General features: G+C 52.2%; 20 protein-coding genes. 8 read left to right on the top strand and 12 right to left on the bottom strand.

Features of this window, described 5'->3' with window-relative positions:
* Positions 1-19: 19 nt before the first annotated feature.
* Positions 20-592, bottom strand: a complete 573-nt coding sequence (gene nudE, locus J5224_RS09280) for an ADP compounds hydrolase NudE (protein WP_264625100.1) — start codon at positions 590-592, stop codon at positions 20-22.
* 452 nt (positions 593-1044) lie between these two features.
* On the opposite strand from nudE, the gene J5224_RS09275 reads away from it, so the two are divergent.
* The 5 genes from J5224_RS09275 (at position 1045) to pckA (ending at position 7180) form a co-directional block, all read left to right on the top strand.
* Entirely contained in the window at positions 1045-3195 is a 2151-nt protein-coding gene (locus J5224_RS09275) for an intracellular growth attenuator family protein (RefSeq protein WP_264625099.1), read from the top strand.
* 100 nt (positions 3196-3295) lie between these two features.
* On the top strand, positions 3296-3982 hold the full coding sequence (gene yrfG, locus J5224_RS09270) for a GMP/IMP nucleotidase (protein WP_264625098.1): 687 nt from the start codon (positions 3296-3298) through the stop codon (positions 3980-3982).
* A gap of 42 nt (positions 3983-4024) precedes the next feature.
* A complete protein-coding gene (gene hslR, locus J5224_RS09265; RefSeq protein ID WP_264625097.1) occupies positions 4025-4432 on the top strand; it encodes a ribosome-associated heat shock protein Hsp15 in 408 nt (135 codons plus the stop codon).
* Between the two features lie 24 nt (positions 4433-4456).
* Entirely contained in the window at positions 4457-5329 is an 873-nt protein-coding gene (gene hslO / locus J5224_RS09260; RefSeq protein ID WP_264625096.1) for an Hsp33 family molecular chaperone HslO, read from the top strand.
* A 213-nt stretch (positions 5330-5542) separates the two neighbouring features.
* Positions 5543-7180 carry a phosphoenolpyruvate carboxykinase (ATP) gene (pckA, locus tag J5224_RS09255; protein ID WP_264625095.1) on the top strand — a complete coding sequence of 546 codons (1638 nt, stop codon included), beginning with the start codon at positions 5543-5545 and terminating at the stop codon, positions 7178-7180.
* Between the two features lie 54 nt (positions 7181-7234).
* Here the strand turns inward: pckA and envZ are convergent, their stop codons facing one another.
* Together envZ and ompR are read right to left on the bottom strand one after the other, a co-directional pair.
* The gene (envZ, locus tag J5224_RS09250; protein WP_264625094.1) at positions 7235-8608 is read right to left on the bottom strand and encodes a two-component system sensor histidine kinase EnvZ; all 1374 of its coding nucleotides are present in this window, start codon (positions 8606-8608) and stop codon (positions 7235-7237) included.
* Positions 8605-9324 carry a two-component system response regulator OmpR gene (gene ompR, locus J5224_RS09245; RefSeq protein ID WP_001157747.1) on the bottom strand — a complete coding sequence of 240 codons (720 nt, stop codon included), beginning with the start codon at positions 9322-9324 and terminating at the stop codon, positions 8605-8607. The genes envZ and ompR overlap by 4 nt, the downstream gene beginning before the upstream one ends.
* 239 nt (positions 9325-9563) lie before the next feature.
* Between ompR and greB the strand changes: the two genes are divergently transcribed.
* Positions 9564-10046, top strand: a complete 483-nt coding sequence (greB, locus tag J5224_RS09240; RefSeq protein ID WP_264625093.1) for a transcription elongation factor GreB — start codon at positions 9564-9566, stop codon at positions 10044-10046.
* 62 nt (positions 10047-10108) lie between these two features.
* Here the strand turns inward: greB and J5224_RS09235 are convergent, their stop codons facing one another.
* Both J5224_RS09235 and J5224_RS09230 read right to left on the bottom strand, forming a co-directional pair.
* On the bottom strand, positions 10109-10582 hold the full coding sequence (locus J5224_RS09235) for a FidL (protein ID WP_264625092.1): 474 nt from the start codon (positions 10580-10582) through the stop codon (positions 10109-10111).
* Complete coding sequence (locus tag J5224_RS09230) at positions 10569-11342, bottom strand: winged helix-turn-helix domain-containing protein (protein ID WP_264625091.1); 774 nt, start codon at positions 11340-11342, stop codon at positions 10569-10571. The genes J5224_RS09235 and J5224_RS09230 overlap by 14 nt, the downstream gene beginning before the upstream one ends.
* A 932-nt stretch (positions 11343-12274) precedes the next feature.
* Between J5224_RS09230 and J5224_RS09225 the strand changes: the two genes are divergently transcribed.
* Positions 12275-14008 (top strand): lysophospholipid acyltransferase family protein, encoded by a 1734-nt coding sequence (locus J5224_RS09225; RefSeq protein WP_264625090.1) that lies wholly within the window; start codon positions 12275-12277, stop codon positions 14006-14008.
* A gap of 56 nt (positions 14009-14064) precedes the next feature.
* Here J5224_RS09225 and J5224_RS09220 read toward each other — a convergent pair whose 3' ends face one another.
* The gene (locus J5224_RS09220; protein ID WP_264625089.1) at positions 14065-15345 is read right to left on the bottom strand and encodes a citrate synthase; all 1281 of its coding nucleotides are present in this window, start codon (positions 15343-15345) and stop codon (positions 14065-14067) included.
* 272 nt (positions 15346-15617) lie between these two features.
* Between J5224_RS09220 and J5224_RS09215 the strand changes: the two genes are divergently transcribed.
* Complete coding sequence (locus tag J5224_RS09215) at positions 15618-17945, top strand: Tex family protein (protein WP_264625088.1); 2328 nt, start codon at positions 15618-15620, stop codon at positions 17943-17945.
* A 255-nt stretch (positions 17946-18200) separates the two neighbouring features.
* Here the strand turns inward: J5224_RS09215 and J5224_RS09210 are convergent, their stop codons facing one another.
* The 6 genes from J5224_RS09210 to J5224_RS09185 form a co-directional block, all read right to left on the bottom strand.
* Entirely contained in the window at positions 18201-18428 is a 228-nt protein-coding gene (locus J5224_RS09210) for a YdgH/BhsA/McbA-like domain containing protein (protein ID WP_264625087.1), read from the bottom strand.
* Positions 18429-18653: 225 nt separating this feature from the next.
* Positions 18654-19589: an omptin family outer membrane protease gene (locus tag J5224_RS09205; RefSeq protein ID WP_264625086.1), complete on the bottom strand. Its 936-nt coding sequence runs from the start codon at positions 19587-19589 to the stop codon at positions 18654-18656.
* Between the two features lie 263 nt (positions 19590-19852).
* A complete protein-coding gene (locus tag J5224_RS09200; protein WP_264625085.1) occupies positions 19853-21118 on the bottom strand; it encodes an FtsX-like permease family protein in 1266 nt (421 codons plus the stop codon).
* Positions 21115-21804, bottom strand: coding sequence for an ABC transporter ATP-binding protein (locus tag J5224_RS09195; protein WP_264625084.1), 690 nt, complete (start codon positions 21802-21804; stop codon positions 21115-21117). The genes J5224_RS09200 and J5224_RS09195 overlap by 4 nt, the downstream gene beginning before the upstream one ends.
* An 8-nt stretch (positions 21805-21812) precedes the next feature.
* A complete protein-coding gene (locus tag J5224_RS09190; protein WP_264625083.1) occupies positions 21813-22301 on the bottom strand; it encodes a hypothetical protein in 489 nt (162 codons plus the stop codon).
* Positions 22302-22310: 9 nt separating this feature from the next.
* Entirely contained in the window at positions 22311-24056 is a 1746-nt protein-coding gene (locus J5224_RS09185; RefSeq protein WP_264625082.1) for an alkaline phosphatase, read from the bottom strand.
* Between the last annotated feature and the right edge of the window lie 55 nt (positions 24057-24111).

Below are 24111 nucleotides of genomic sequence, written 5' to 3'. Positions count from 1 at the left end.
TCTGCAAGCGTTCCCCGGCCTAGGCCGGGGACGACGACGGTGTTTGTCCTGCCAACCACTCGCGCGTTAAAAACAGAGCACTGACGTTACGCGCTTCGCGAAAATCCGGTTCCTGCAACAGGCCCAGCAGATTATCCAACGGCCAGCGCACCGGAATCAGCGGCTCAGGCTCATCCCCTTCTCGCGTCTGCGGATAAAGGTCACGCGCGACCACGATATTCATGCGACTGGAGAAATAGGAAGGCGCCAGCGTCAACGTCGCCAACAGCGACATCTGGTGCGCGCCGAATCCCGCCTCTTCCATCAATTCACGATTTGCCGCTTCAAAAACGGTTTCCCCCGGATCGATGAGCCCTTTGGGGAATCCCAATTCATACTGCTCAATGCCAACGGCGTATTCGCGCACCAGCACCAGTTGATTGTCGATAATCGGCACAATCATCACCGCTTCTCGCCCCGAGGGGCGCATCCGTTCATACACGCGGCGCACGCCGTTGCTGAACTCAAGATCAACCGATTCCACGTTAAACAGGCGCGAGCGAGCCACCGTCTCCACGTTCAGAATTTTCGGTTTTTTCAGATTGTTATCCATAAATATATTCGCCCTACGAGGCATTCCTGTGGCAACAAAAAATCTGATACCCGTCAAAAAAATGATAATGAGCGCAAAGGCACTGACACCTCTTTTTCCGTAACGGGAACGCTGCAGAATGCAAAAAAAACGTTAATTTTCTTTTTTAATATTGCTCACATTGTGCGTTAACAGGCCATCTTACCGCAACTCTGATACGACTCAATTTACGCAATCGCAACAAATAACAAACATTACGCTTTTTCCCCGAAAAAAATAAAAGTCAACACATCACAATAAATTCAGATTTTCCCCATGTTTTCTTCTGATTTTCTCTTGGTAAGATCGGCAAAATATAGGAAAAATTTATTGCGTTAATGAGTGATTCAAGCTGATTAACAATGACATACGGATTATCACTCTCGGGATAAGTTTGCTAGTATCCGAATTATCAGCGTTGGAATGAGGATGGCATGAGCACAATAGTTATTCTTTTATCCCTATTGCTTGCCTGTCTTATCGTCATCGGAAGTTACACTGGATACCGTATGCGTCGCCATTTGCCCTTTACAAAACCGTCCTTCGCCGTCATGCACGCGCGAGAACGCACATTAACGCACGATGAGCGTGCCGCCATTGAACGCTATTTGACACTTGCCAATCTGCAACTGTCAGCGTCCAGCACGTTGCCCGTGTTACCGCGCACCCGTCAGGATCCGCGCGTCTATGTGCTCACCCACAGCATTACGCGTTATGGCCTCACTACCAGCACCGCGAACAAATGGCGTTATTTCATTGATACGCAAGAGATACACCTGCCTGCTGACTGGGAACAATACATCACCGAGAACAACCATATTGAGTTGATTAGCACCCGCTCAATTCCGCTGGTCGTTGCGCTCAACGGACATTCCTTGAGTGAATGCGTTGAGCACAGCGATCAGAGTATTTTACCGCCGCCGTTAATCCCTGAACGTAATGCCTCGATTCGAGAAGAGGGGAATGAACGCGCCGAGCTGGTTTCCGTTCGCAAGGAGACACGAGAAGAGTACGCGGTGCATCACGCCTCGGGCATTCGGGAATCGTTATTGATTTCATTGGCTTTTCTTCTGCTGTTCATCAGCCTGATGACGCCGTTGGCGGTGATGCCCTGGCTTGCCGCCGCCGCGGTGCTGCTGGCGGCCTGGAGCTGCTGGCAACTGTTTCGCGCACCTTCCGAGCGTGAATTGCAAGAGATACATTGCCTTAATGGCACGCCACAGTGTCTCGGCCTGTTTGGCGAATCGAACCAGGAGCAGATTGGCAATATCTCTCTGGGCAATATCGATCTTATCTATCCGCCCCATTGGCAGCCTTATATCGCCTACGATCTGGCGCAGAAAACCCAGGTCGATATTTATCTGAATCGTCAGGTCGTTCGCCAAGGCGAATTTCTCTCGCTCCACGAGGAAGTCAGCCGTTTTCCCCTCCAGCGCTTTGGAAAAAACCTGATTCTCTCTGCGGGTGCGCTACTGCCCCTTATCTTGCTGCTCAGCTTCTTGCCGTTGGAATTACCGCTCAACCTGAGCATGAGCTGGCTGCACGGCGCGCAGAATATCAAAGTGACGCAGGTTGACGAATTGCAAAACGCCCACCTGAAAATCGGCGATAAACTGGACATTCAAAGCACCGGCATGTGCGATGTGCCTGCGGGTAACCGCTATCCAGCCAACGTAAAACCTTATGCCTTTACCCCGTTTGATTGCTCTGCCATCTACTGGAACAAGGCTGGGTCGTTGCCGCTACCGGAATCGGACGTGATCGAAAAAGCGTCGGCGCTACTGTCCGTGGTGAACGCACAGTTGCATCCCGTGACCAACGATGAAGGCAAAGTCAGCACGCAGCTCGCTTCCGCCATCCAGAAATCAGGCATGGTACTGCTCAACAATTTCTCCGACATCGTGCTGAAAACCCAGGAGCTGTGCACGCGCGAAGAGGATTGCACGCGGCTGAAAAATGCGCTGGTCAATCTGGGCAATGTGAAAACCTGGGATGCCTTGGTCAGACGCGCAAAATCAGGATCCCTCAAAGGGATGAACGTTCTGCTACGCTCCGTTAATGCTGAATCCCTGGAAACACTGGTGGTCAGCTCAACGGAGTCTTTTTTCTATCAAGAGATTAACGCGGCCACCGATTCGCTAAACAGCCCACCCCCCAGCGGCTTTCTGATCCGCAATGATGAAGGTCGCCAGTTCGTGAACTATCCTCTGCCGCCCAAACCGTTCAATGAGTATCATGCAACAGAGCAATGGCAAGAGCTGCAACGACTTTCCGCCATGCTGCTGCACACGCCTTTTAGCGCCAAAGGGGTAATCACTCAGCTCTCCACCGATGCCAACGGAACGCAGCACATCAATTTACGCAGCGATCCTGACGCCATCACGCTGTGGCGCTACTTCGGCACTGGGTTATTGATGCTGGTGCTCTCGGTGGTACTGATTGCCAACCTGGTGCTGATGCTGGTAAAAATGCGTAAAAGCCAGCAGCGCGAACGTGATATCAAGCAGTACTACGATGCTTGCTTCTCAACCCGACTCGCGACACCTATCTTGATGGAAGGCCGCGCCTACCGGATGAATGATTAGGCGCGTCTGAACACGACCCGTTGCTGACGACCACAGAGAACACGCCAGCTACGCCGTGTTTTCCTGAGCAATGTCCCCCACCGCCGCGACCGGAGTACAGATGCAGCAAGAGCTCAATTGGAATGCTATCGATACCGTTATCCTCGACATGGATGGCACGCTGCTGGATTTGGCCTTTGACAGCTATTTCTGGCTGCAACGGGTGCCAGAACAACTCAGCGTAGAAAGAAAGATTTCCCTGAGTGAAGCCAAAAAAGTGATCGATAAAGAGTATCACGCCGTTCAACACACATTGAACTGGTACTGCTTTGATTACTGGAGCGAGCGCCTCGGCCTTGATATCTATCAGATGACCAGTGAGATTGGCGCACGCGCCCGTTTACGTGCCGATACCGAGCCGTTTCTCACCGCATTGGCCGCCAGTGGCAAACAGCGCGTATTGCTTACCAACGCCCATCCACACGGTCTGGCGGTCAAAATGGCGCACACCGGGCTCGACAGACACCTTGATTTATTACTTTCCACCCATACGTATGGGTATCCGAAGGAACATCAGCAACTGTGGCAACAGGTGCAGGCACAGGTCGGGTTTGATCCTGAACGCACGCTATTTATCGATGACAGCGAACCGATTCTGGATGCCGCCAAAGCGTTTGGCCTGCGCTACTGTCTGGGCGTCACCAACCCGGACTCAGGCCAGCAGGAAAAATCCTTTGCTCGCCATCCCGCCATGAATGATTATCTGGCGTTCCTACCCGCCTTACGCATGGTGCAACGCGTGTCCTGATAATGCGTTTATGCGCCGGGCGTTTATGAGCAAGAGGTTGATATGAAAGAGAAGACAGAGTCAGATGACGGTATTCGCCTGGACAAATGGCTCTGGGCCGCTCGATTCTACAAAACCCGGGCGGTCGCGCGTGAGGCCATCGACGGCGGCAAGGTGCATTACAATGGGCAACGTACCAAGCCCAGCAAGCTGGTAGAACTGAATGCGGAAATCAAACTGCGCCAGGGCAACGACGAACGCACCGTACTGGTTTCGGCCCTCAGTGCACAGCGTCGCTCGGCGCCTGAAGCGCAATTGCTGTATCGAGAGACCGAGCAAAGCGTCGAAAAACGTGAAAAGGTCGCCTTGGCTCGCAAGATGAACGCCCTGACGATGCCGCACCCGGATCGTCGTCCCGATAAAAAAGAACGGCGCGATCTGATAAAATTTAAACAAAGTGATTCAGAGTAGTTCCTGACCATTAAGAGAGAAACCATGTCCAACCATGACCAACTACACCGTTATCTGTTTGAAAATCATGCCGTTCGCGGCGAGTTGGTGACGGTCAGTAATACCTACCAACAGATTCTGGAAAATCATGACTACCCAACTCCGGTGCGCCTGATTCTGGGTGATATGCTTGCCGCCACCAGCCTGTTGACGGCAACGTTGAAATTCAATGGCGATATCACCGTACAGCTTCAGGGCGACGGCCCGCTGAAACTCGCCGTCATCAACGGCAATAATCAGCAGCAAATGCGCGGTGTTGCTCGCTTACAAGGTGAGGTTGCCCCCGAGGCGACGCTGCGTGAGATGGTAGGTAATGGTTATCTGGTGATCACCATTACGCCCGAGGAAGGTGAACGCTATCAAGGGGTGGTGGGTCTGGAGGGTGATTCGGTTGCCAGCTGTCTGGAAAACTATTTCCTGCAATCCGAGCAGTTACCTACCCGGTTGTTTATTCGCAGCGGGGAGCATGAAGGCCGCCCGGTTGCCGCAGGCATGCTGCTGCAAGTGCTGCCCGCACAGCACGTCGGCCACGACGATTTTGATCATCTGGTGCAATTGACAACAACCATCAAAAACGAAGAGCTGTTTACCCTGCCTGCGAACGAGGTGCTGTACCGCCTCTACCATCAGGAATCCGTGACGCTCTACGAGCCGCAGGCCGTATCGTTTCACTGCCACTGTTCGCGTGAACGTTGCGCAGATGCATTAATGACGCTGTCGGATGCCGATCTGCATGAGATGCTGGAACAGGAACAAGAAATCGATATGCATTGCGATTACTGCGGTACGCACTACCTGTTCAGCGCCAGCGAAATCAGTGACATTCGTCACGCCAGCGCTGATGCCACAAGGCATTAATCGCATAAGACATTACAATCACATTAATGACTAAACGGGCGCTTCGGTGCCCGTTTTCATTTTTCCCCTACTGAAGAAGAATCGCTTCACTTAACGAAAATTAAACAAACCCATGTCTTAAATTATTTAATTTTATGATTGTTATCCCAGCTAAAATAGGCTTACTCCGTACAATAACTATCAGTATGACTATAACTATTGAGGAGTAGCGATATGCAGATCAAAGGTATTGCACCACAAGCCCTCGCCGCTTATGGGATCCGCGATGTCAGCGAGATTGTCTACAATCCGAGTTATGAAGTACTTTTCCAGGAAGAGGTCGCTCCCGACCTGGAGGGATATGAACGCGGTCGAGAAACCAAGCTGGGCGCTATCGCCGTCGACACCGGGGTTTTTACCGGTCGTTCGCCCAAAGATAAATACATCGTTCGTGATGACACCTCGCGTGAACACGTGTGGTGGTCGGATCAAGGCAAAGGCAAGAACGATAACCACCCCATGACGCAAGAAGTCTGGAGCCACCTGAAACACTTGGTGACCGAGCAACTGTCCGGCAAACGCCTGTTTGTCATCGATGCCTTCTGCGGAGCCAACCCTGATACCCGTCTGAAAGTGCGTTTTATCACTGAGGTTGCCTGGCAGGCCCACTTCGTCAAAAACATGTTCATTCGCCCGCAAGAGGATGAACTCACGCAGTTTGAGCCCGATTTCATCGTGATGAACGGGGCGAAGTGTACCAATCCACAGTGGCAGGAGCAGGGGCTGAACTCAGAGAACTTTGTCGCCTTCAACCTGACGGAACGGATCCAACTGATCGGCGGCACCTGGTACGGCGGCGAAATGAAGAAAGGGATGTTCTCGATCATGAACTACCTGCTGCCGCTCAAAGGCATCGCCTCCATGCACTGTTCTGCCAACGTCGGCGAGAAAGGGGATGTTGCCATCTTCTTCGGCCTGTCCGGCACCGGAAAAACCACGCTGTCCACCGATCCGAAACGCCAGTTGATTGGCGACGACGAACACGGCTGGGATGATGACGGCGTGTTCAACTTTGAAGGCGGCTGCTACGCCAAAACCATCAAACTGTCGAAAGAAGCGGAGCCGGATATTTACGGTGCTATCAAACGCGATGCGCTGCTGGAGAATGTCACGGTACGGGAAGATGGCAGCGTAGATTTCAACGATGGCAGCAAAACGGAGAACACCCGCGTCTCCTATCCCATTTACCATATTCACAACATCGTCAAACCGGTTTCCAAAGCGGGACACGCGCGTAAGGTAATTTTCCTGACGGCCGATGCTTTCGGTGTTCTTCCGCCGGTATCACGCCTGACGCCCGACCAGACGCAGTACCATTTCCTGTCCGGCTTCACCGCCAAACTGGCAGGCACCGAGCGCGGGATCACCGAGCCTACGCCGACGTTTTCCGCCTGTTTTGGTGCGGCATTCCTGTCGCTCCATCCCACACGTTATGCCGAAGTGCTGGTAAAACGCATGAAAGCAGCGGGTGCACAAGCCTATCTGGTTAATACGGGCTGGAACGGTTCGGGAAAACGTATCTCGATCAAAGACACCCGCGCCATCATTGATGCCATTCTGAATGGCAGCATTGATGATGCTGAAATGCATACGTTGCCAATCTTCAATCTGGCTATTCCACGCTCACTGCCGGGCGTAGATGTTCAGATTTTGGATCCGCGCAACACCTATGTCAGCCGGGCTAAGTGGCAAGAGAAAGCCGAAGATTTGGCACAGCGTTTTTGTACCAACTTCGACAAGTATACCGATACCCCTGCGGGTCAGGCACTGGTGAGCGCCGGACCCGAAATTGGGGCGGAAATCACACCATAAAATGCAAAAGCGCGGGCTTGCCCGCGCTTTTTTCTTCTGCGTAAACCGCCGTTTTCATCCTTCTGACGCTTCTTTTTCAACGGCTGACGGCCCTTCTTTAGTCCGCTCATAGGGTAAGGGCAGATAAGCACGCACACACAACCCACCGCGTTCGCTGGTGCCCACGTCTAGCGCGCCGTCATGCGCATCAATGATACGCTGCACGATTGCCAGCCCTAATCCCGTACCGCTGGTCGTACGCGCGCTGTCGCCGCGCACAAACGGTTGGAACAGATGCGCCAACTGCGCAGGATCGATACCTGGACCATCATCTTCCACCTGGAACCAGACGCGTTGCAGTTCTCGTCCGCTGCTGACCTTGATCCAGCCGTTACCATAGCGCGTCGCATTGACCACCAGATTCAGCGCCGCGCGTTTGATAGAGAGCGGGCTGATACGCACCATCAGTTCACCGTCGGAGAAATCGCTGTCAATCTGGCGCTCGTAGCCGCTCTCAGCCGCCACGACCTCACCCAGAATACTGTTCAGATCTGCCGCTTCCATCTGCATCTCCTGGCCCGTGCGCAGATAGTCGATAAATTGTTCGATGATGGCATTACACTCTTCAATATCCTTGTTGATAGACTCAGCCAGATAGTCATCATCCTTGCTCATCATTTCGGTCGCCAGCCGGATGCGTGTTAACGGCGTGCGTAAATCGTGGCTGACGCCCGCCATCAAGAGCGTACGATCGTCAGCCAGCAGTTTGACCCCCGACGCCATCTGGTTGAAAGCGCGCGTTACCGAACGAACCTCGGAGGCGCCATACTCTCGCAACGCGGGCGGAATAATGCCTTTCCCCACTTGCAGCGCCGCATATTCCAGCTCCACCAGCGGCCGGTTCTGTAAACGAATAAACAGCCACGCCCCGCCGATGACCAGCAGCATAATCGCCAGCGTGTATCGGAATAGCGGAGAAAAATCGCCCTGATGGATTTCCGTCAGAGGCACCCTCACCCAGATATCGGGTGAAAGCCAGGTTTTCAACCACACCACGGGGGTGTTTTTGCTGACTTCAACGCGTACATCTGTCGGGCCGCCAAGCTGCTGTGCCATTTGCTGGCTTAAAAACTTGTAGTGCTGCGCCCAACGTAGGCCGCTCTCCTCCGCCGCGGCATTGGTATACAGGGAAATCCCCAGCTCGCGATAGATTTCACGCCGGAACGCCGGTGGCACTTCCAGCGAAGAGCCATCCTCCAATTGCAGCCTGTCGGTCATCAGCATGCGCACTTCGTAGGCCAACACTTTGTTGAACTGCTGCAAGCTTGGCAAAATGGCGAAATTGAGCACCACCAGATAGGTGGTGACCAGGCTGACAAACAACAGGGTGACAATCAGCAACAGCGTCCGGGCAAACGAACTGCGCGGAGAAAAGCGCCATCGTCTCATGCTTTACTGCCGTCCGGTACAAAGACGTATCCCAGGCCCCAGACAGTTTGGATATAGCGCGGATGCGCCGGATCTTCCTCCACCATACGGCGCAGCCGCGAGATCTGCACGTCGATGGAGCGCTCCATCGCGCTGTATTCACGACCACGCGCCAGGTTCATCAGTTTATCGCGAGACAATGGCTCACGCGGGTGGCTGACCAACGCTTTCAACACCGCAAATTCTCCACTGGTCAACGGCATCGGTTCGTCATCGCGAAACATTTCGCGCGTGCCCAGGTTAAGCTTGAACTTGCCAAAGGCGATCACCGCCTCTTCCTGTGACGGCGCTCCCGGCAGTTCGTTCGCCTGACGGCGCAACACGGCACGGATGCGCGCTAACAGCTCACGTGGGTTAAACGGTTTAGGAATGTAGTCATCAGCGCCAATTTCCAGGCCAACAATACGGTCAACCTCTTCCCCTTTCGCCGTCACCATAATGATAGGCATCGGGTTGCTTTGGCTGCGCAGGCGGCGGCAAATCGAGAGCCCATCCTCGCCCGGTAACATCAGATCCAGCACCATCAGGTGGAAGGACTCACGCGTCAGTAAACGATCCATCTGTTCAGCATTGGCTACGCTACGTACTTGAAAACCTTGCTCCGTCAGGTAACGCTCCAGCAGTGCGCGCAGGCGCATATCATCATCTACTACCAGAATTTTATAGTTCTCTTGCATTTTCATTCTCCAAAAGCGTAATCGCTGCCGATGCCCGTATTGTTCAAAAACCCATGAATTACTGACAGTCGTTTCTGGTATATATTGCAGGCAAAATTGTTACAAAGCATAATAAAATAGGGATTAATCAATCATTTCCTTCATTTTACAGGCTCAATCGCCTTAGGATGTAGCTGCTGCGCACAGTGTATCAACGCCGCGCTATGCGTACTCGTAATAATCGATGAAGAAAGCAAACGATGAAAACCGATCTTATCACCCGTGAAGGTTACGACATGCTCTACAAAGAGCTTAACTATCTTTGGAAGGAACGTCGTCCAGAAATTACAGAAAAAGTGGCTTGGGCGGCAAGTTTAGGCGATCGCAGTGAAAATGCCGACTACCAATATAACAAGCGGCTGTTGCGCGAAATAGACCGACGGGTGCGCTACTTGCGCAAACGTCTGGAAATCGTTCGTGTTGTCGATTACTCCCCTCAGCAAGAAGGCAAAGTGTTCTTCGGTGCCTGGGTTGAGGTAGAAAACGAGCAAGGCGACCAGATGCGCTTTCGCATCGTTGGCCCTGATGAGATCTATGGGCGTAAAGACTATATTTCAATCGATGCCCCCATGGCGCGAGCATTGCTGAAAAAAGAACGCGACGAAGAGGTGACAGTAAAAACACCTTCAGGCGAAAAAACGTGGTATGTAAATCAGATAACCTATAACGCACCCGCCGAGTGAACACCCGGCTGAGTATTTATCCACCCCGTCATCGTGGCGTTACGGGGTTGAGGCGTACGATATCAACGGATATTACAGGCCAATTTCGACCACGCCGTGCTGATAAGATAGACATCACGCGTTAGCATTTCGAACTCCAGGATGTCATTTTCTCCGATAAACGAGAAAGCGTCATCGGGTGCATTATCCTCCGGGTTTTTATCCAGTGTGACATTCTTGACTAACAGGCGATTTTCATTCCAGACGGAGTCGAAACTGAACGTACGCTGTACGGTACGAGGAATATCATCTTTACCAATAAACACACCATCAATAAAAATTAATGCACGATTTTTATCGCTTAAATAAACATTGACATCGTACTCTTTCCTTATTCGATATTCTTCATTTCCCTCTCTGACCCTCACCTCGCCACAACAAATCACCGGTTTGTGAAAGGATTGATGCTTAAAATAATAGGGTACAACTAATAAAACCGCCACCAATAATAACAGGCTTAACCATACCATTTTATTTCCAAAGCTATTTTTCAACATAGGTAATGCATCCTTTTCCGCGTTTGCTACATGCAATGATAATGCGATTTTTTTTCATTCCTGAGCTCTGTAACGGTGTCGTCTTTGATGAAATAAACAAGACATGATCACCACAGAGATCCTGATAACCCGCGATCGATTCGCGGTTGACCGCATCCTGTAATGCAAAAACATCGCACTTATTTATCATATTGACTCTGACAAAATGTCGATAAGGGAAACGACCAGAAAATGACACCATTATCAAAATAAATAATAGAATCATGCCGATGATAAAAATAATTTTTGCCGTATAGCCCAGTTGGAAGCGGGGAGCCGAATGGTCGGGTGCAGCCACTGGGGGATTTACACCACGCACCGGTTCGTTCATCGATGTCTCCACCGTATTTCCTACCGAATTTCCTACCGTACGAACGTCCGTTTGTTGCCTGGAATAGGCTTCAATACTGTCGACATGAAAAACAATACCTGATTTCGGGACAGTGACAATCGCCTCCGCCAAGCCAAAATTGCGTAATACCTTTCTAAGCAACGAGATATAATTATTGAGGTTACTGATAGAAGGAGAAAGTGAATACTTTTCTAGCGCCTCTCGTAGCAACAGCTCACGGCTTAATGTAACCCCCGGATTATCAATCAGAGTAGCGAGTATGCGTGCAATAGGCGCGCTCAATGAAATGGCTTCACCTTCACGATCGCGCCAAGATAAAGTTCCCTCTCCATCATTGAAAATGATAGTTTGATTAATCAAGTAGGCCATAAAACCCTCTGGGATAAGCAAGTATTATTTTAAAAATAACCTAACCCTATTGATGATATGTTTATTTACACAAAACATAGAAAATAGAAATCCTGCGACATATATCTTAGATCGCTCATTAACGCCCATGAGAATATTGGTTTACACAATACCTTTATGCCATACCTTTACGCGACGACATAAAAAGAGTTGAGCCGTAGCATAAAAATTTGCTCGTTTATTGTCAAAGATTATTTAAAGCTGTTTTAGATTGTTATTTATCTTAAGAAACACAAGCTCATTTTTTGAAAGAAAACTCGATTAAATTCACATTAACCAAAGATAAATAAAAAAACAAAAAAGAACTAAATCATTGAACATAGTGGATATCGAAAATGAACAGATCTATTCTCTTCACCGTAATGCGATACACCAAACCTATTAAATTTAAATAAAATTAAGTTTTAATCTATAAACAATAAAAACAAATTTTACGATTTGAAAAAAGAGGTAACGTGAAAATACCGAGATAAACAATAACGCAAGTAAACTACACGTAAAAAAACGATTCAAAAAACAGTAAAAACGCAAATAAATACCCTTGGAATAAAATCATTTTTGGCGTTCATATCCTTGCCTACGATTTATTCTACTGTTCTGCTCGTGTATTGATCATGATAATTGCGAATAAATTCGCAATTATCATGATTTGGTCACCAATACTACAGTCGCATTACGCATAATGCACCTCATCGTGGGATTCCCCTTCCCCCGAAAATCTTTCCTTATGTGCTATCAGCGTAAATACATCGCGCTGTAGAAAGTAAGGTGCAAAAGCGCAGCCCACACCAATGTAAATTAAAGGTGGCGGGGACAAGATTATTTTTGTGTTGACATAAATGTGTCACTTCGATCGCTTAATTTGGCCTCGAAGTGTCACGGGAGACTCGAATATGTTCAGCGTAGATGCCATCCTGCAAGACCTTGTACCACACCGTCAAACGCCATCCTGGCAACGTTCTCTTCTACGCGCACTGCTGTTTGAGCGTGAAATGCAGCAATTCGCCGAACGTTACCCCCATTTGAAAGGCCTGGATCTGGTTGAGCAAATTCTGGACTATTTCAATTTCAGTTGTGAAATGGTGGAAGGGGATTTAGAAAACATCCCTAGCCAAGGGCCAGTGGTGCTGGTCGCCAACCATCCTATCGGCTCATTGGATGGTCTGGCGCTGCTGCGTGCGGTGGCAAGCGTTCGTCCTGACGTGCGTATTTTAGCCAGCCAAGTGCTCTCTTACATTACCCCGTTAAAAGGGGTGCTGCTCGCTGTCGATAACGTTAACAACCGAACAAAACGCTCACAAATCAATGCGATACAAAACCACCTCAACCAAGAGGGTGCCATCATTCTGTTCCCGGCAGGGGAAGTGTCACGCATTAGCCTGCAAGGGATTCGCGATGGGCATTGGCACAGCGGTTTTATTCGCATGGCAAGCAAAGCGCGTGCGCCCGTTGTTCCCATTCATATCAGCGGACGCAACAGCAGCTTGTTCTACCTCTCTTCCCTCCTCTACCGGCCACTCTCAACGCTGCTGTTGGTCCGAGAAATGTTTCAACAACGCAGCCAGAAGCTCAAGATCCGCATTGGCGCACGTATTCCCTATGCCACCTGGAGCCACGGGGAGTGGAATGCCAACGATGTTGCAGCCCGTTTCCGCCGCCATGTCTATCGTTTGGGCTTGGGTAAACCCGGCACGTTCCTGGGAGAAAAACCCATTGCCCTGGCGGAGGATCGCGCCGCGCTGAAGCACGCATTAGCCGTTTGTGAGACTTTAGGCACCACCCCTGACGGAAAAGTGGTTTACCTCTATCGACGCGGTGAAGAAGGGTATGTTCCCATTCTGCGCGAACTGGGACGATTACGCGAAATCGCGTTCCGCGCCGTTGGAGAAGGATCAGGCCAGCGACGCGATCTGGACAGCTATGACGACGACTACCTGCATCTGATTTTATGGGATGAAAAGGAGTTGGAAATTGTCGGCGCCTACCGCTTCACACCGACCGCACAGCAAATTGCCCATAAAGGCGTTAACGGCCTGTATAGCCACAGCCTGTTTCAGTATGGGGCAGAGATGGACCCAATTCTGGAACAGGGCATTGAATTGGGACGCAGCTTCATTCAGCCCAAATATTGGGGGAAACGTGGGCTCGACTATCTGTGGCTGGGGATCGGCGCGTATCTGGCCCGTTACCCGCAATATCGCTATCTGTTTGGCCCGGTCTCGCTTTCCGGCACCCTGCCACCGCACGCGCGGGATCTGTTGGTCGCCTTCTATCGCCTGTACTTCTCACCAAGTCAGCCGATGGCCACCTCGCGTCGACCTTATCCGACCTCGTTACCCGATGTGCTAAAACAGTTTGAAGGCACTGACTATCAACAAGATCTGACACGGCTAAAAAGCATGCTCAACAACATGGGATGTGCGATTCCCACGCTGTACAAGCAATATTCTGAAGTGTGCGAAACCGGCGGTGTGCAGTTTATCGATTTCGGTATCGATCCTGATTTTAACAACTGCATCGATGGTCTGGTGCTGGTGGACATGACACAGCTCAAACCCTCTCGCTACCAGCGCTATGTTGCTCCCTTCTTACCGGAGCCACAGCCGACAGCGCAAGAGCACGCGTAGCCATCTCCCTTCTTTGATACAGTCATCCTCCGTTTTCACGGAGGATGACTGCTGCATTATTTCAACTGTGATGCGTAGTCCCGACGCGGTTGACCAGTATAAATCTGGCAAGGGCGATAGATTTTGGGTTCCTGTGTGTGCAGTTCCTTCCAGTGGGCAATCCAACCGATAGTGCGGCCTACCGCAGAGATCACTGGGAACATGGAAGGTGGCAGCCCCATGGCTTTCAGGATCACCGCCGTGTAGAAATCCACACTCGGGTAGAGCCGATGCTCAAGGAAATAGGGATCGGTCATGGCGATATGTTCCAGTTCCATCGCCACTTGCATCAGATTATCTTTCGGCCCCATCTCATTGAGCACTTCGTGACAGGTTTTTCGCAGCACGGCCGCACGCGGGTCAAAATGGTGATAGACCGAGTTACCGAAGCCCAGCAAACGGAACGAGTCGCGGCGATCTTTGGCCCGGCGGACAAAATCGGGAATACGCTCAACGGTATTGATCTCTTCCAGCATGCGCATACAGGCTTCATTGGCACCGCCGTGGTTGGGCCCCCACATGGTTGCCAGCCCAGCGGCAATACACGCAAAAGGATTGGCGCCGGAGGAACCAGATGCCCTCACTGCGGTGGTAGAGGGGCATTGACCGTGATCGGCGTGCAAAATCAGCACCCGGTTCATCGCACGTTCCAGCACCGGGTTGACCTCATATTTTTCCGCCGGAACGGAAAACAGCATATGCAGGAAACTACCGGTATAAGAGAGGCTGTTGCGCGGATAAGCCGCGGGTTGCTCAATGGAGAATTTGTAGCTCATGGCAGCCAGCGTCGGCATCTTCGACAGTAAGCGCAGCGCCGCCAGCTCGCGGTGATCTTCGTTGTGAATATCCAGCACGTCGTGATAAAACGCCGCCAGCGCGCCAACCACCGCGCACATCAGCGCCATCGGGTGCGAGTCACGACGAAACCCACTGACCATACGCGAGATCTGCTCATGAATCATGGTATGTCGTGTGATGCTGTTGACAAACTGATCGTACTGTTCACGATTCGGCGCATCACCGTGCAGCATGATGTAACACACCTCGGTGAAATCACATTTCTCAGCCAGTTGCTCTACCGGGAACCCGCGATGCAGCAGCACGCTATTGGCAGCGTCAATATAGGTGATGGCGGATTCACATCCGGCCGTGTTATTAAACCCCGGATCGTAGCTGCACAGCCCCTGCGCACCTAACGGACGAATGTCTACGGCCTCTTTGCCCAACACGCCCGCGCGCACATTGAGCGCAATGTTCTTTTTTCCTTCCATCGTCAGGATGGATTTCTTGACTGTCATTATTCTTTCTCCCGTCCGAATGCGCCTTCCACCAACATGACACCCCATAACGCGAACCTGCGCCGCATTACCGTAACACAGCCAGAGCACACTCCGTACCGCACCTTTCCTTAATACGCGAAAAAAGGCTTCAAATTCGAACAATTCGCTGAAAAATTGACATAGGTAAATTTTCTGAGAGGCCATAATGCCGACTGGCATTTTTGCTACGCAATCCGTATAACTGTCCCCGATTAGTTAACTCACCCCTTGATGATGATTGAATTCCGATTATGAATGATGCATTGAGCCAGATTATCGCCAGCGAATTGCAGGCGCGAAAGGAGCAGGTTGACGCCGCAGTCCGCCTGCTGGACGAAGGGAACACCGTACCGTTCATCGCTCGTTACCGTAAGGAAGTGACTGGCGGGTTGGATGATACCCAACTGCGCCAATTGGAAACCCGCCTCGGTTACTTGCGCGAACTGGAAGAACGGCGTCAGACCATTCTGAAATCGATCGAAGAGCAAGGGAAATTAACACCACCGCTGGCTCTGGCGATTAACGGCACCCTGAGCAAAACTGAGCTGGAAGACCTCTATCTGCCGTACAAGCCGAAACGCCGTACGCGTGGACAAATTGCCATCGAAGCCGGACTGGAACCGCTGGCAGACAGCCTGTGGCAAGATCCGAGCCAGGTCCCTGAAGAGGCGGCGCTGGCCTATGTTGCCGAGGACAAAGGCGTTGCCGATGTCAAAGCCGCGCTGGACGGCGCGCGCTACATTCTGATGGAGCGCTTCGCAGAAGATGCCGTCTTGCTGGCCAAGGTGCGTGACTATTTGTGGAAAAATGCCCATCTGGTCGCACGCGTAGTGGAAGGCAAAGAAGATGAAGGCGCGAAGTTCCGCGACTACTTTGCCCATCAAGAACCGATCGCTAGCGTGCCATCACACCGTGCACTGGCGATGTTTCGTGGCCGTAACGAAGGGGTGCTGCAACTTGCCCTGAACGCCGACCCGCAGTTTGATGAACCACCGCGCGAAAGCCACGGTGAGCAGATAATCCTTTCCCACCTGAATTTGCAGCTCAACAACGCGCCTGCCGACACCTGGCGCCGCGCGGTGATCAACTGGACCTGGCGTATCAAGGTGCTGTTGCATCTGGAAACCGAGCTGATGGGTACCGTGCGTGAAAAGGCCGAAGAAGAAGCCATCAATGTATTTGCACGCAACCTGCACGATCTGCTGATGGCAGCACCGGCCGGAATGCGCGCCACCATGGGGCTCGATCCGGGCCTGCGTACGGGCGTGAAAGTCGCGGTGGTAGATGCCACTGGCAAACTGGTTGCCACAGATACCATTTACCCACATACCGGACAGGCTGCCAAGGCGGCCCCTATCATCGCGGCACTGTGTGTTAAGCATCAGGTAGAACTCGTGGCGATCGGTAACGGCACCGCATCACGTGAAACCGAACGTTTCTTCCTCGATACGCAAAAACAGTTCCCGGCAATCAATGCCCAGAAGGTGATTGTCAGTGAGGCGGGGGCTTCGGTGTATTCTGCATCAGAGCTGGCGGCGCTGGAATTCCCCAGTCTGGATGTTTCGCTGCGCGGTGCGGTTTCTATTGCGCGTCGCTTGCAGGACCCACTGGCAGAGCTGGTGAAGATCGACCCCAAATCCATCGGTGTTGGCCAATATCAGCACGATGTGAGCCAGATGCAACTGGCGAAAAAGCTCGATGCCGTAGTGGAAGACTGCGTTAACGCCGTGGGCGTCGATCTGAATACCGCATCAGTAGCGCTGCTGACGCGTGTTGCCGGGCTCAGCAAAATGATGGCGCAGAATATTGTCAACTGGCGTGATGAGAACGGGCGCTTTGACAATCGCCAGCAGTTACTCAAGGTCAGCCGTCTGGGGCCAAAAGCCTTCGAGCAGTGCGCGGGATTCCTGCGTATCAACCACGGCGATAACCCGCTGGATGCTTCGACGGTTCACCCGGAAGCCTACCCGGTGGTCGAACGTATTCTGGAGGCCACACGCCAGACGCTGCGCGACCTGATGGGTGATGCCGCTGCGCTGCGTAAACTCAAGGCGGTGGATTTTACCGACACACGCTTCGGCTTACCGACGGTGACAGACATCGTGAAAGAGCTGGAAAAACCCGGACGCGATCCGCGACCGGAATTTAAAACCGCTGCGTTCGCTGAAGGGGTGGAAACGCTCAACGATCTGCTGCCGGGCATGGTGCTTGAAGGTGCGGTCACCAACGTCACCAATTTTGGTGCTTTCGTGGATATTGGCGTACATCAGGATGGTTTGGTGCACATCTCGTCGCTGTCCGATCGCTATGTCGACGATCCGCACAAGGTAGTGAAAGCGGGTGATATCGTTAAGGTTAAGGTGTTGGAGGTTGACCTGCACCGTAAGCGTATCGCGCTGACCCTGCGGCTTGATGAACAGCCGGGTGACACTACGTCACGTCGTAGCGCCAACAATAGTGGTCAACGAAACACCGGCGCTCGGCCAGCTAACAATGCACCACGTGTACGTCAGCAGCAGAGCTCTGCGGGCAATAGCGCCATGAGCGATGCACTGGCCGCCGCGTTTAAAAAACGTTAGTTTTTTGTATACCCTAAATAATTCGAGTTACAGGAAGGCGGCAAGCGAGTGACAAATTTGTCTGGAACAAATTTGAACAGCGCTTGCGCTGGCCCGTAGGGTGAATCTCAGGGATGAGATTCATTAATCCCGATGAGCTTACTCGAGTAAGTGATTCGGGTGAGTGAGTGTAGCCAACGCACATGTAACTTGAAGTATGACGGGTATAAGCAAAGGGAGCCGTGGGCTCCCCTTGTAACATTTGCCGAACGTCTCTTATTTATACAGAACCGCGGTGCCGCGCAGTTGGTTGTCACCGGTAGCAGAAACGATACGGTAAGACGATGCGCCTGCTGCCTGTGCTTTAGCGGCTACTTGCGATTCGAAACCGCTCAGCGTTTTAGCGCCACTCACGGAAACGGTACCGATCTGCTCTGCGGCGAAAGTGCCGAAAGAGAGTGAAGTCAGGGCCAATACTGCTGCAAAAGTTTTGATGGTTTTCATGATGCTAATCCTTATCTCTGTGGTTAGTGTGAAAGCGAAGTGCTTTCGATGGAGAGAAGAATAGCGCCACGACTCGTTAATGAATAGCTAAGTGATTTGCTGTGATTATTCAGTTTATTTGAACTAAAAGTATTGCCTGTTTCGTCCGGCTATTCTGGAGCCCTCAACTGACGGGACCAGGCCACCCGCTGCGGCACAAACCTCGCTGTCAACCCGTAGTAAGGCTTAAAAACGGTATGTCAGGCCAGCTGTCACCGTATAATACTCATTGGCAATACCCGCAGCGTGGCCGCCAATATATCTCTGCTTCCCGGAAACCTGATCGATAATTTGTGCCCCTCCACGGCTTTCAGCATATTTATGCCAACTCAGCGCGGTAAATACCTTGGCACAGGATGTCAGATAATAACCAATGTCCACCAACACAGAATAATAACGCCCATAATTGCCTTCATCGCGAAAGGTCAGTTGGCGCAAATAGTGCTCATCATTATCACGCGCTTTGACCCAAGGGCTATATTTCACAAGTGAGCTCAACTCAACATTCTGATAGCGCACTATCCCGACCACACCCAGATATGGGACATCGAATTGTTGCTTATAACCACCAAGATTACGGCCCCGTTCAAATGCCCCCACCGTTGCCCCGTTATCATACTGATAAAATCCACCCAGCGCTGTCCAGCTAAAACGCGTCTGTTGATAACCAGCAATCCCTCCCAGCCGGTAATTGGGTTGGCTTACCACCCAGCTCTGAACGCCCATATCAAACGCATTTGCATGGTTCAGGCGGCTATTAGGATGATAAGACCATTCACTCCAGTGTGTTTGATCGTCATAGAGCCAATCATAGTCATCCATTTTTGCACTTCGCTCTGCGAGCGTCGTCCAACCCCGAGCAGTCAATGTTATGTGTGGGGATATATCCCAATTAACCGCCATTGTTATGATCGGCGTTTGTTTTATTTTCCAATCCAGCTGACTGAGTTTGTCTCCATTTTCCAGGTAAACATTTTCGTGTGATTCTCCCTCTAACCATCCCAACGCCCCACTAATGGTTGCGGCGGTAACGGTGTTTTCGGCCTGAGCTGAAAACACCGTCATCACCCCGGCAACACAGCAGAGAATTACGTATCGTTGCTGCATGAACAATTCCTTCATGATTGCGCAAATGACTTTTATAGGAAACATCACCCGCATAAAAACAGAACAATTTCATTAATAACAAAGCATTATTAGCCACCTCATAAAAACACAGAGGCCGAATATTAAGGTCATTAATGGAATCTAAATATAACGGTGAGATGAGAGGGGATGCATTCAGAAAATGATTTACTAAAACAAGGCACTATCACCTTATTCAATCATTGGTCATTGCAGAGAGAAAATATAACAAGGGGTCAAACGGCCCCTTGTTATATCCATTATTCCCCGCGCAATGCCGCCGCAGGAGACTGCCGATAGGAAAGTATGGCAGGAAGCGTCAGCACCACAGCAGCCACGGCCAGCAGTAGCAGCACAAACCACAGATCGTCTTCACCCAGTGCAATCGGCAAAACAAAGCCACTCTTTTCACTCATGATGAGCGCCACTGCCTGGGCAGCGGCATAGCCCAGCCCCACCCCGATCGCCACACCGGCAAAGACCAGTGACATCAATCCGCTCCAGATCAACAGGAAAATACCGGTACGCGGCGCGCCAAAAGCACGCAATGCACCGATTTGCTTCTGGCGTTGGCGTAAATGCATCACCGCCACCAGCGCCACCGCCATTCCCACTAATCCTTGTGTACCTATCGCGATATACATCAGCAACGCACGAATATCACCGAGGATGGAATAGAGCTTCACCAGCACTTCTCCCGGAAATACCGCCAGCGTCGTCGTGCCGCGATAGAGGGAACGCAACTGGTAAGCGCCAGCGATGCTCAGGGGTTTTACTACGATGGCTGGAACACCCGCCTCATGGTGATGCGCTTCACTGTCATCATGGTGCTCATGCGCCTCGCCCTCGGCGTGCTCATGCTCCTCTTCGCCCTCATGATGCGTGAGCTCATCGTCATGGTCGCCGGGTGCATGGATGCCGTGCACACGCCACACCGCGTTGACCGGCACCAGGATGGCTTTATCCCAGGCGCTGCCGTCGGCGGGCAGCACGCCGACCACGGTATAGCGTACTTCTGCATGGGCATGGGCCCCCTCTTCCCCGACCTGACCGTGCACCGGGCTAAAGGTGCTGCCAATCGACAGTCCGGTCCCTGCCCCTACCACGGCTTCAAATCCATCGTTAAATACCCGACCAGCGAGCAAGGGACGTTTGCCACCATCTGTCACCAATGCCGCGTTAGTCCCCACGATCGGCATGCCTTGATAGAAATCACCAAACGCCACCGGTGCCGCCCAGGCGACCAGCGGATTTTTCTGTACTTCATCGAGCACCTGCGCCGGAATCAGCGTCAATGCAGAAGGCTGAAGAAAGACTGACGAGAGCACCAGTTGCGTTTCGCTCCCCGGCGCACCAATCACCAAATCGAAACGATCCGCCGCCTTGGCGCTGCCCATGCGCAGAGCACGCTCCTGTAAACTCACAGAAATACTCAGCGCAGTCGCCAACGCAATCAGTATCACTACCACCACCACGCCCGGCCAAAGCCGACGCCAGTCTGCGATAATCAAACGCCATGGGATCATCCTTGTACCTCCTGAGCGTCATCCGCCACTTGCTGTCCTTTTTCCAACTGAATACAGCGCGACATCAACGCAGCCAGCCGCTTGTCGTGCGTAATGGCAATCAGCGTACTGCGCTGTTCCCGCGCCAACGTGACGAGCAGATCGGCGATCTGCTCACCGTTGTGTGCATCCAGACTGGCCGTCGGCTCATCGGCAACGATAATGTCCGGCGCCGCCAAGAGTGCACGCGCTACGGCCACACGCTGTTTCTCACCGCGCGACAGCACTTCAATCGGGCGATTGCCCGTGTTCACACCGACGCGCTCCAACAACATTCGCCCCCGCGCCGCCAACGACGTCGGCAGATGCCAATGGTGAAAACGCGCTGGCAGCAGCACGTTCTCCAGCGCATCAAGGCCGGGAAACAAATGAAAATCTTGCATGATCAGACCAACATGACGGGCGCGCCAGCGATCGCGTTCAACTTCTGACAGTTGGCGAATATCTTGCTCACCCCAACGCACACTGCCAGAGCCCTCACACTCCATGCCCGTGATGGCATTCACTAACGTGGTTTTGCCCGAACCTGATGGCCCCATTACCGCCACGCAGCTGCCCGCCGCAATCTGTAATTGGGCGATGTCCAGCACGGCGCTGGGCATATCAGGAAAAGAGACGGTTAAATTTTCAATATGCAAATCAGCCACAGCGGCTCCTAAGGCGTATCAAAGCGAGCATCGCGCAGGCGTAACAGGCTGACAAACCCGGTTTCCGGATCCGTCCAAGAGCCATGCTCCAGCACGCCTTCCACATCGATAATGGTGTTGTTCTGTTCGAAGGTTTGCCGTTTTGACAGGTAGACCACCACGATATCCTCCGGCCAGTCGGCGTCGGAAGAGCAGAACGGGCAGAGTGCCATCGGCATTTTGGTCAACACAAAGAATTGGGATTCAGCCTTGAGCGGTGGGGCCATAAAGCCGCGCATTTTGACGCGTTTTCCCGAGAGGTTTTTTACCTCATCGGAAAACTCCAACCCCAGCACGCCATACGAGGCATAGAGTTTATCGAAAGAGAGCGTGGGCAATGCGGCGCGCGCGGTGCCGATCAGGCTGAGCAGCAACACGCAAACACCGACCAAGCGCCACAACGCCGAGAAGAATAACGGCGGGGTCTCCCCCGCCGGACGTAAAGTAAGGCTATTCATCACAGCGCATTACTTGGTAGCTTGTGGTTTCAGCGCCAGCGCATCAACAATCACGCGGAACAACTCGGTGTTTTCCATATAGCCGCGAATTTTTTCACCGCCAGGGCCGCTGGCCTGAATCACCATGTCATCCACGGCGTGAACGCCAGTGTCCGAAGAGCGTGGCAGAATACCTTCACGGAACACGGCACCCGGGACGTTTTCATAGGCCTTGTTCGCCACATACTGGTCTTTTTCGTTCTTGATGGCAGGAACGAACTGATTATCCAGTTTCGGGCGGAAGGTTTCGTAGTAATCCGGGTAGTTATTGAAGAATACCGCTAAACGTTTAGAGACGTTGATGTCATCCGGGTAGCCATCTTTGTTGGCATCTTTGTAGTTCGGGAAGCCCGCATCTTCATACACGCCCACTTTTTCACGCATCTCAGTACCCGGTTTATCATCATCCACCGTACCGATAATCGACAGGCCGTGCGTATGGTCACCGGTGACGATGATCAGCGTATCCGGATTTTTCTCAGCAAACTTTTTGGCGATAGCCACTGACTGGTCCAGCATGATGGTGTTGGTAAAGGCACGTTCCCAATCCAACGGGTGAGAGGCTTTGTCGATCAGCGCTGATTCCACCATCAGGAAGAAGCCATCTTTATTTTTCGACAGCACATCCAGCGCCGCCTGCGTCATGTCGGTCAGATCCGGCTGATTGGGGAATTTCTTGGTCACGTCGTTTTTCAGAAAACGACGATCCAGCACACCGTCCATATTGCCGGTGTGGAACAGCCCCAGCAGTTTGGTCGCCTGCTCTGCATTCTTCTTCAGCCCGTCAGCATCAGTGACCAGCGTATAGCCCGCTTGCTGGAATTTCTCAACGTAGTTGGTGTCATCCTTGCGTTTAGAGCCAGCCGTGCTCTTCGGCAGGAAGTAGGCAGAACCGCCGCCCAACATCACCGTCGGCTTCACGTTGTAGAACATCTCAACGATTTCTGCTTTATCCGCGCGACGACGGGTGTGAGACACCACCGCTGCTGGCGTCGCATCTTCCAGTTCGGCATCACTGACCACGCCAACCGACATCTTGGAAGAACGGGTGATCAGTTCGCCCAGCGTTTCCTGTTTCGGGTGCTCCAGCGAATTCTTGCTTCGGCTCACGTAGACACCCAACGCGTTCACGCCAGATTTGTGACCCGTCATGTAAGCGCTCATGGTGTTGGCGCTGTCTGCCGCGATAGAGTCGGTACTTGACGTACCGGCAAACGCCATGTATTGCAGATCGTCAATCGCCAGACGACCATCGGCTTTCCCTTCGGTCACGCCTTTAGACAGGATGCGCGCGCCGGTGCGGTGCGCCACGGAGAGACCATCACCGATAAACAGAATGACATTCTTCGCTTTACGTTTTTCCGCGCTGGGATAGACATCCCAGGTCACTTTCGACGTTTTGCCGTTAGCCTGCGCTTCCACTTCGTACTTGCCTGCCTGCGGCAGGAACACATCGCGAATCCACACGGCAGAGACATCCTGCCCGTCTTCGCGCTCAACAAAGGTGGCGGATTTGCCCAGCACCTGCTGGTAATCCTTGCCGTTGATCAGAATGCGAACATCCGCAGGTTTCAGTACAGCATCAAACTCGACTTTAAAGTCAAACTTACCGCCCGCCAGCATGGTGGCGCGGTCGATAGGGTAAATCGCTTGAGCCTGCGCGAACCCCGGCAGGGTGGAAGCAAACAGCAACGGCAGTAGCCAACGAGCATTCATGGTCATGTCCTTGAGCGATAATATCATCACGACATAACCTAGTTACCTTTGTTTA

This window comes from Candidatus Symbiopectobacterium sp. NZEC135, from assembly GCF_025962695.1.
This window is presented reverse-complemented; position numbering and strand designations above follow the sequence as displayed.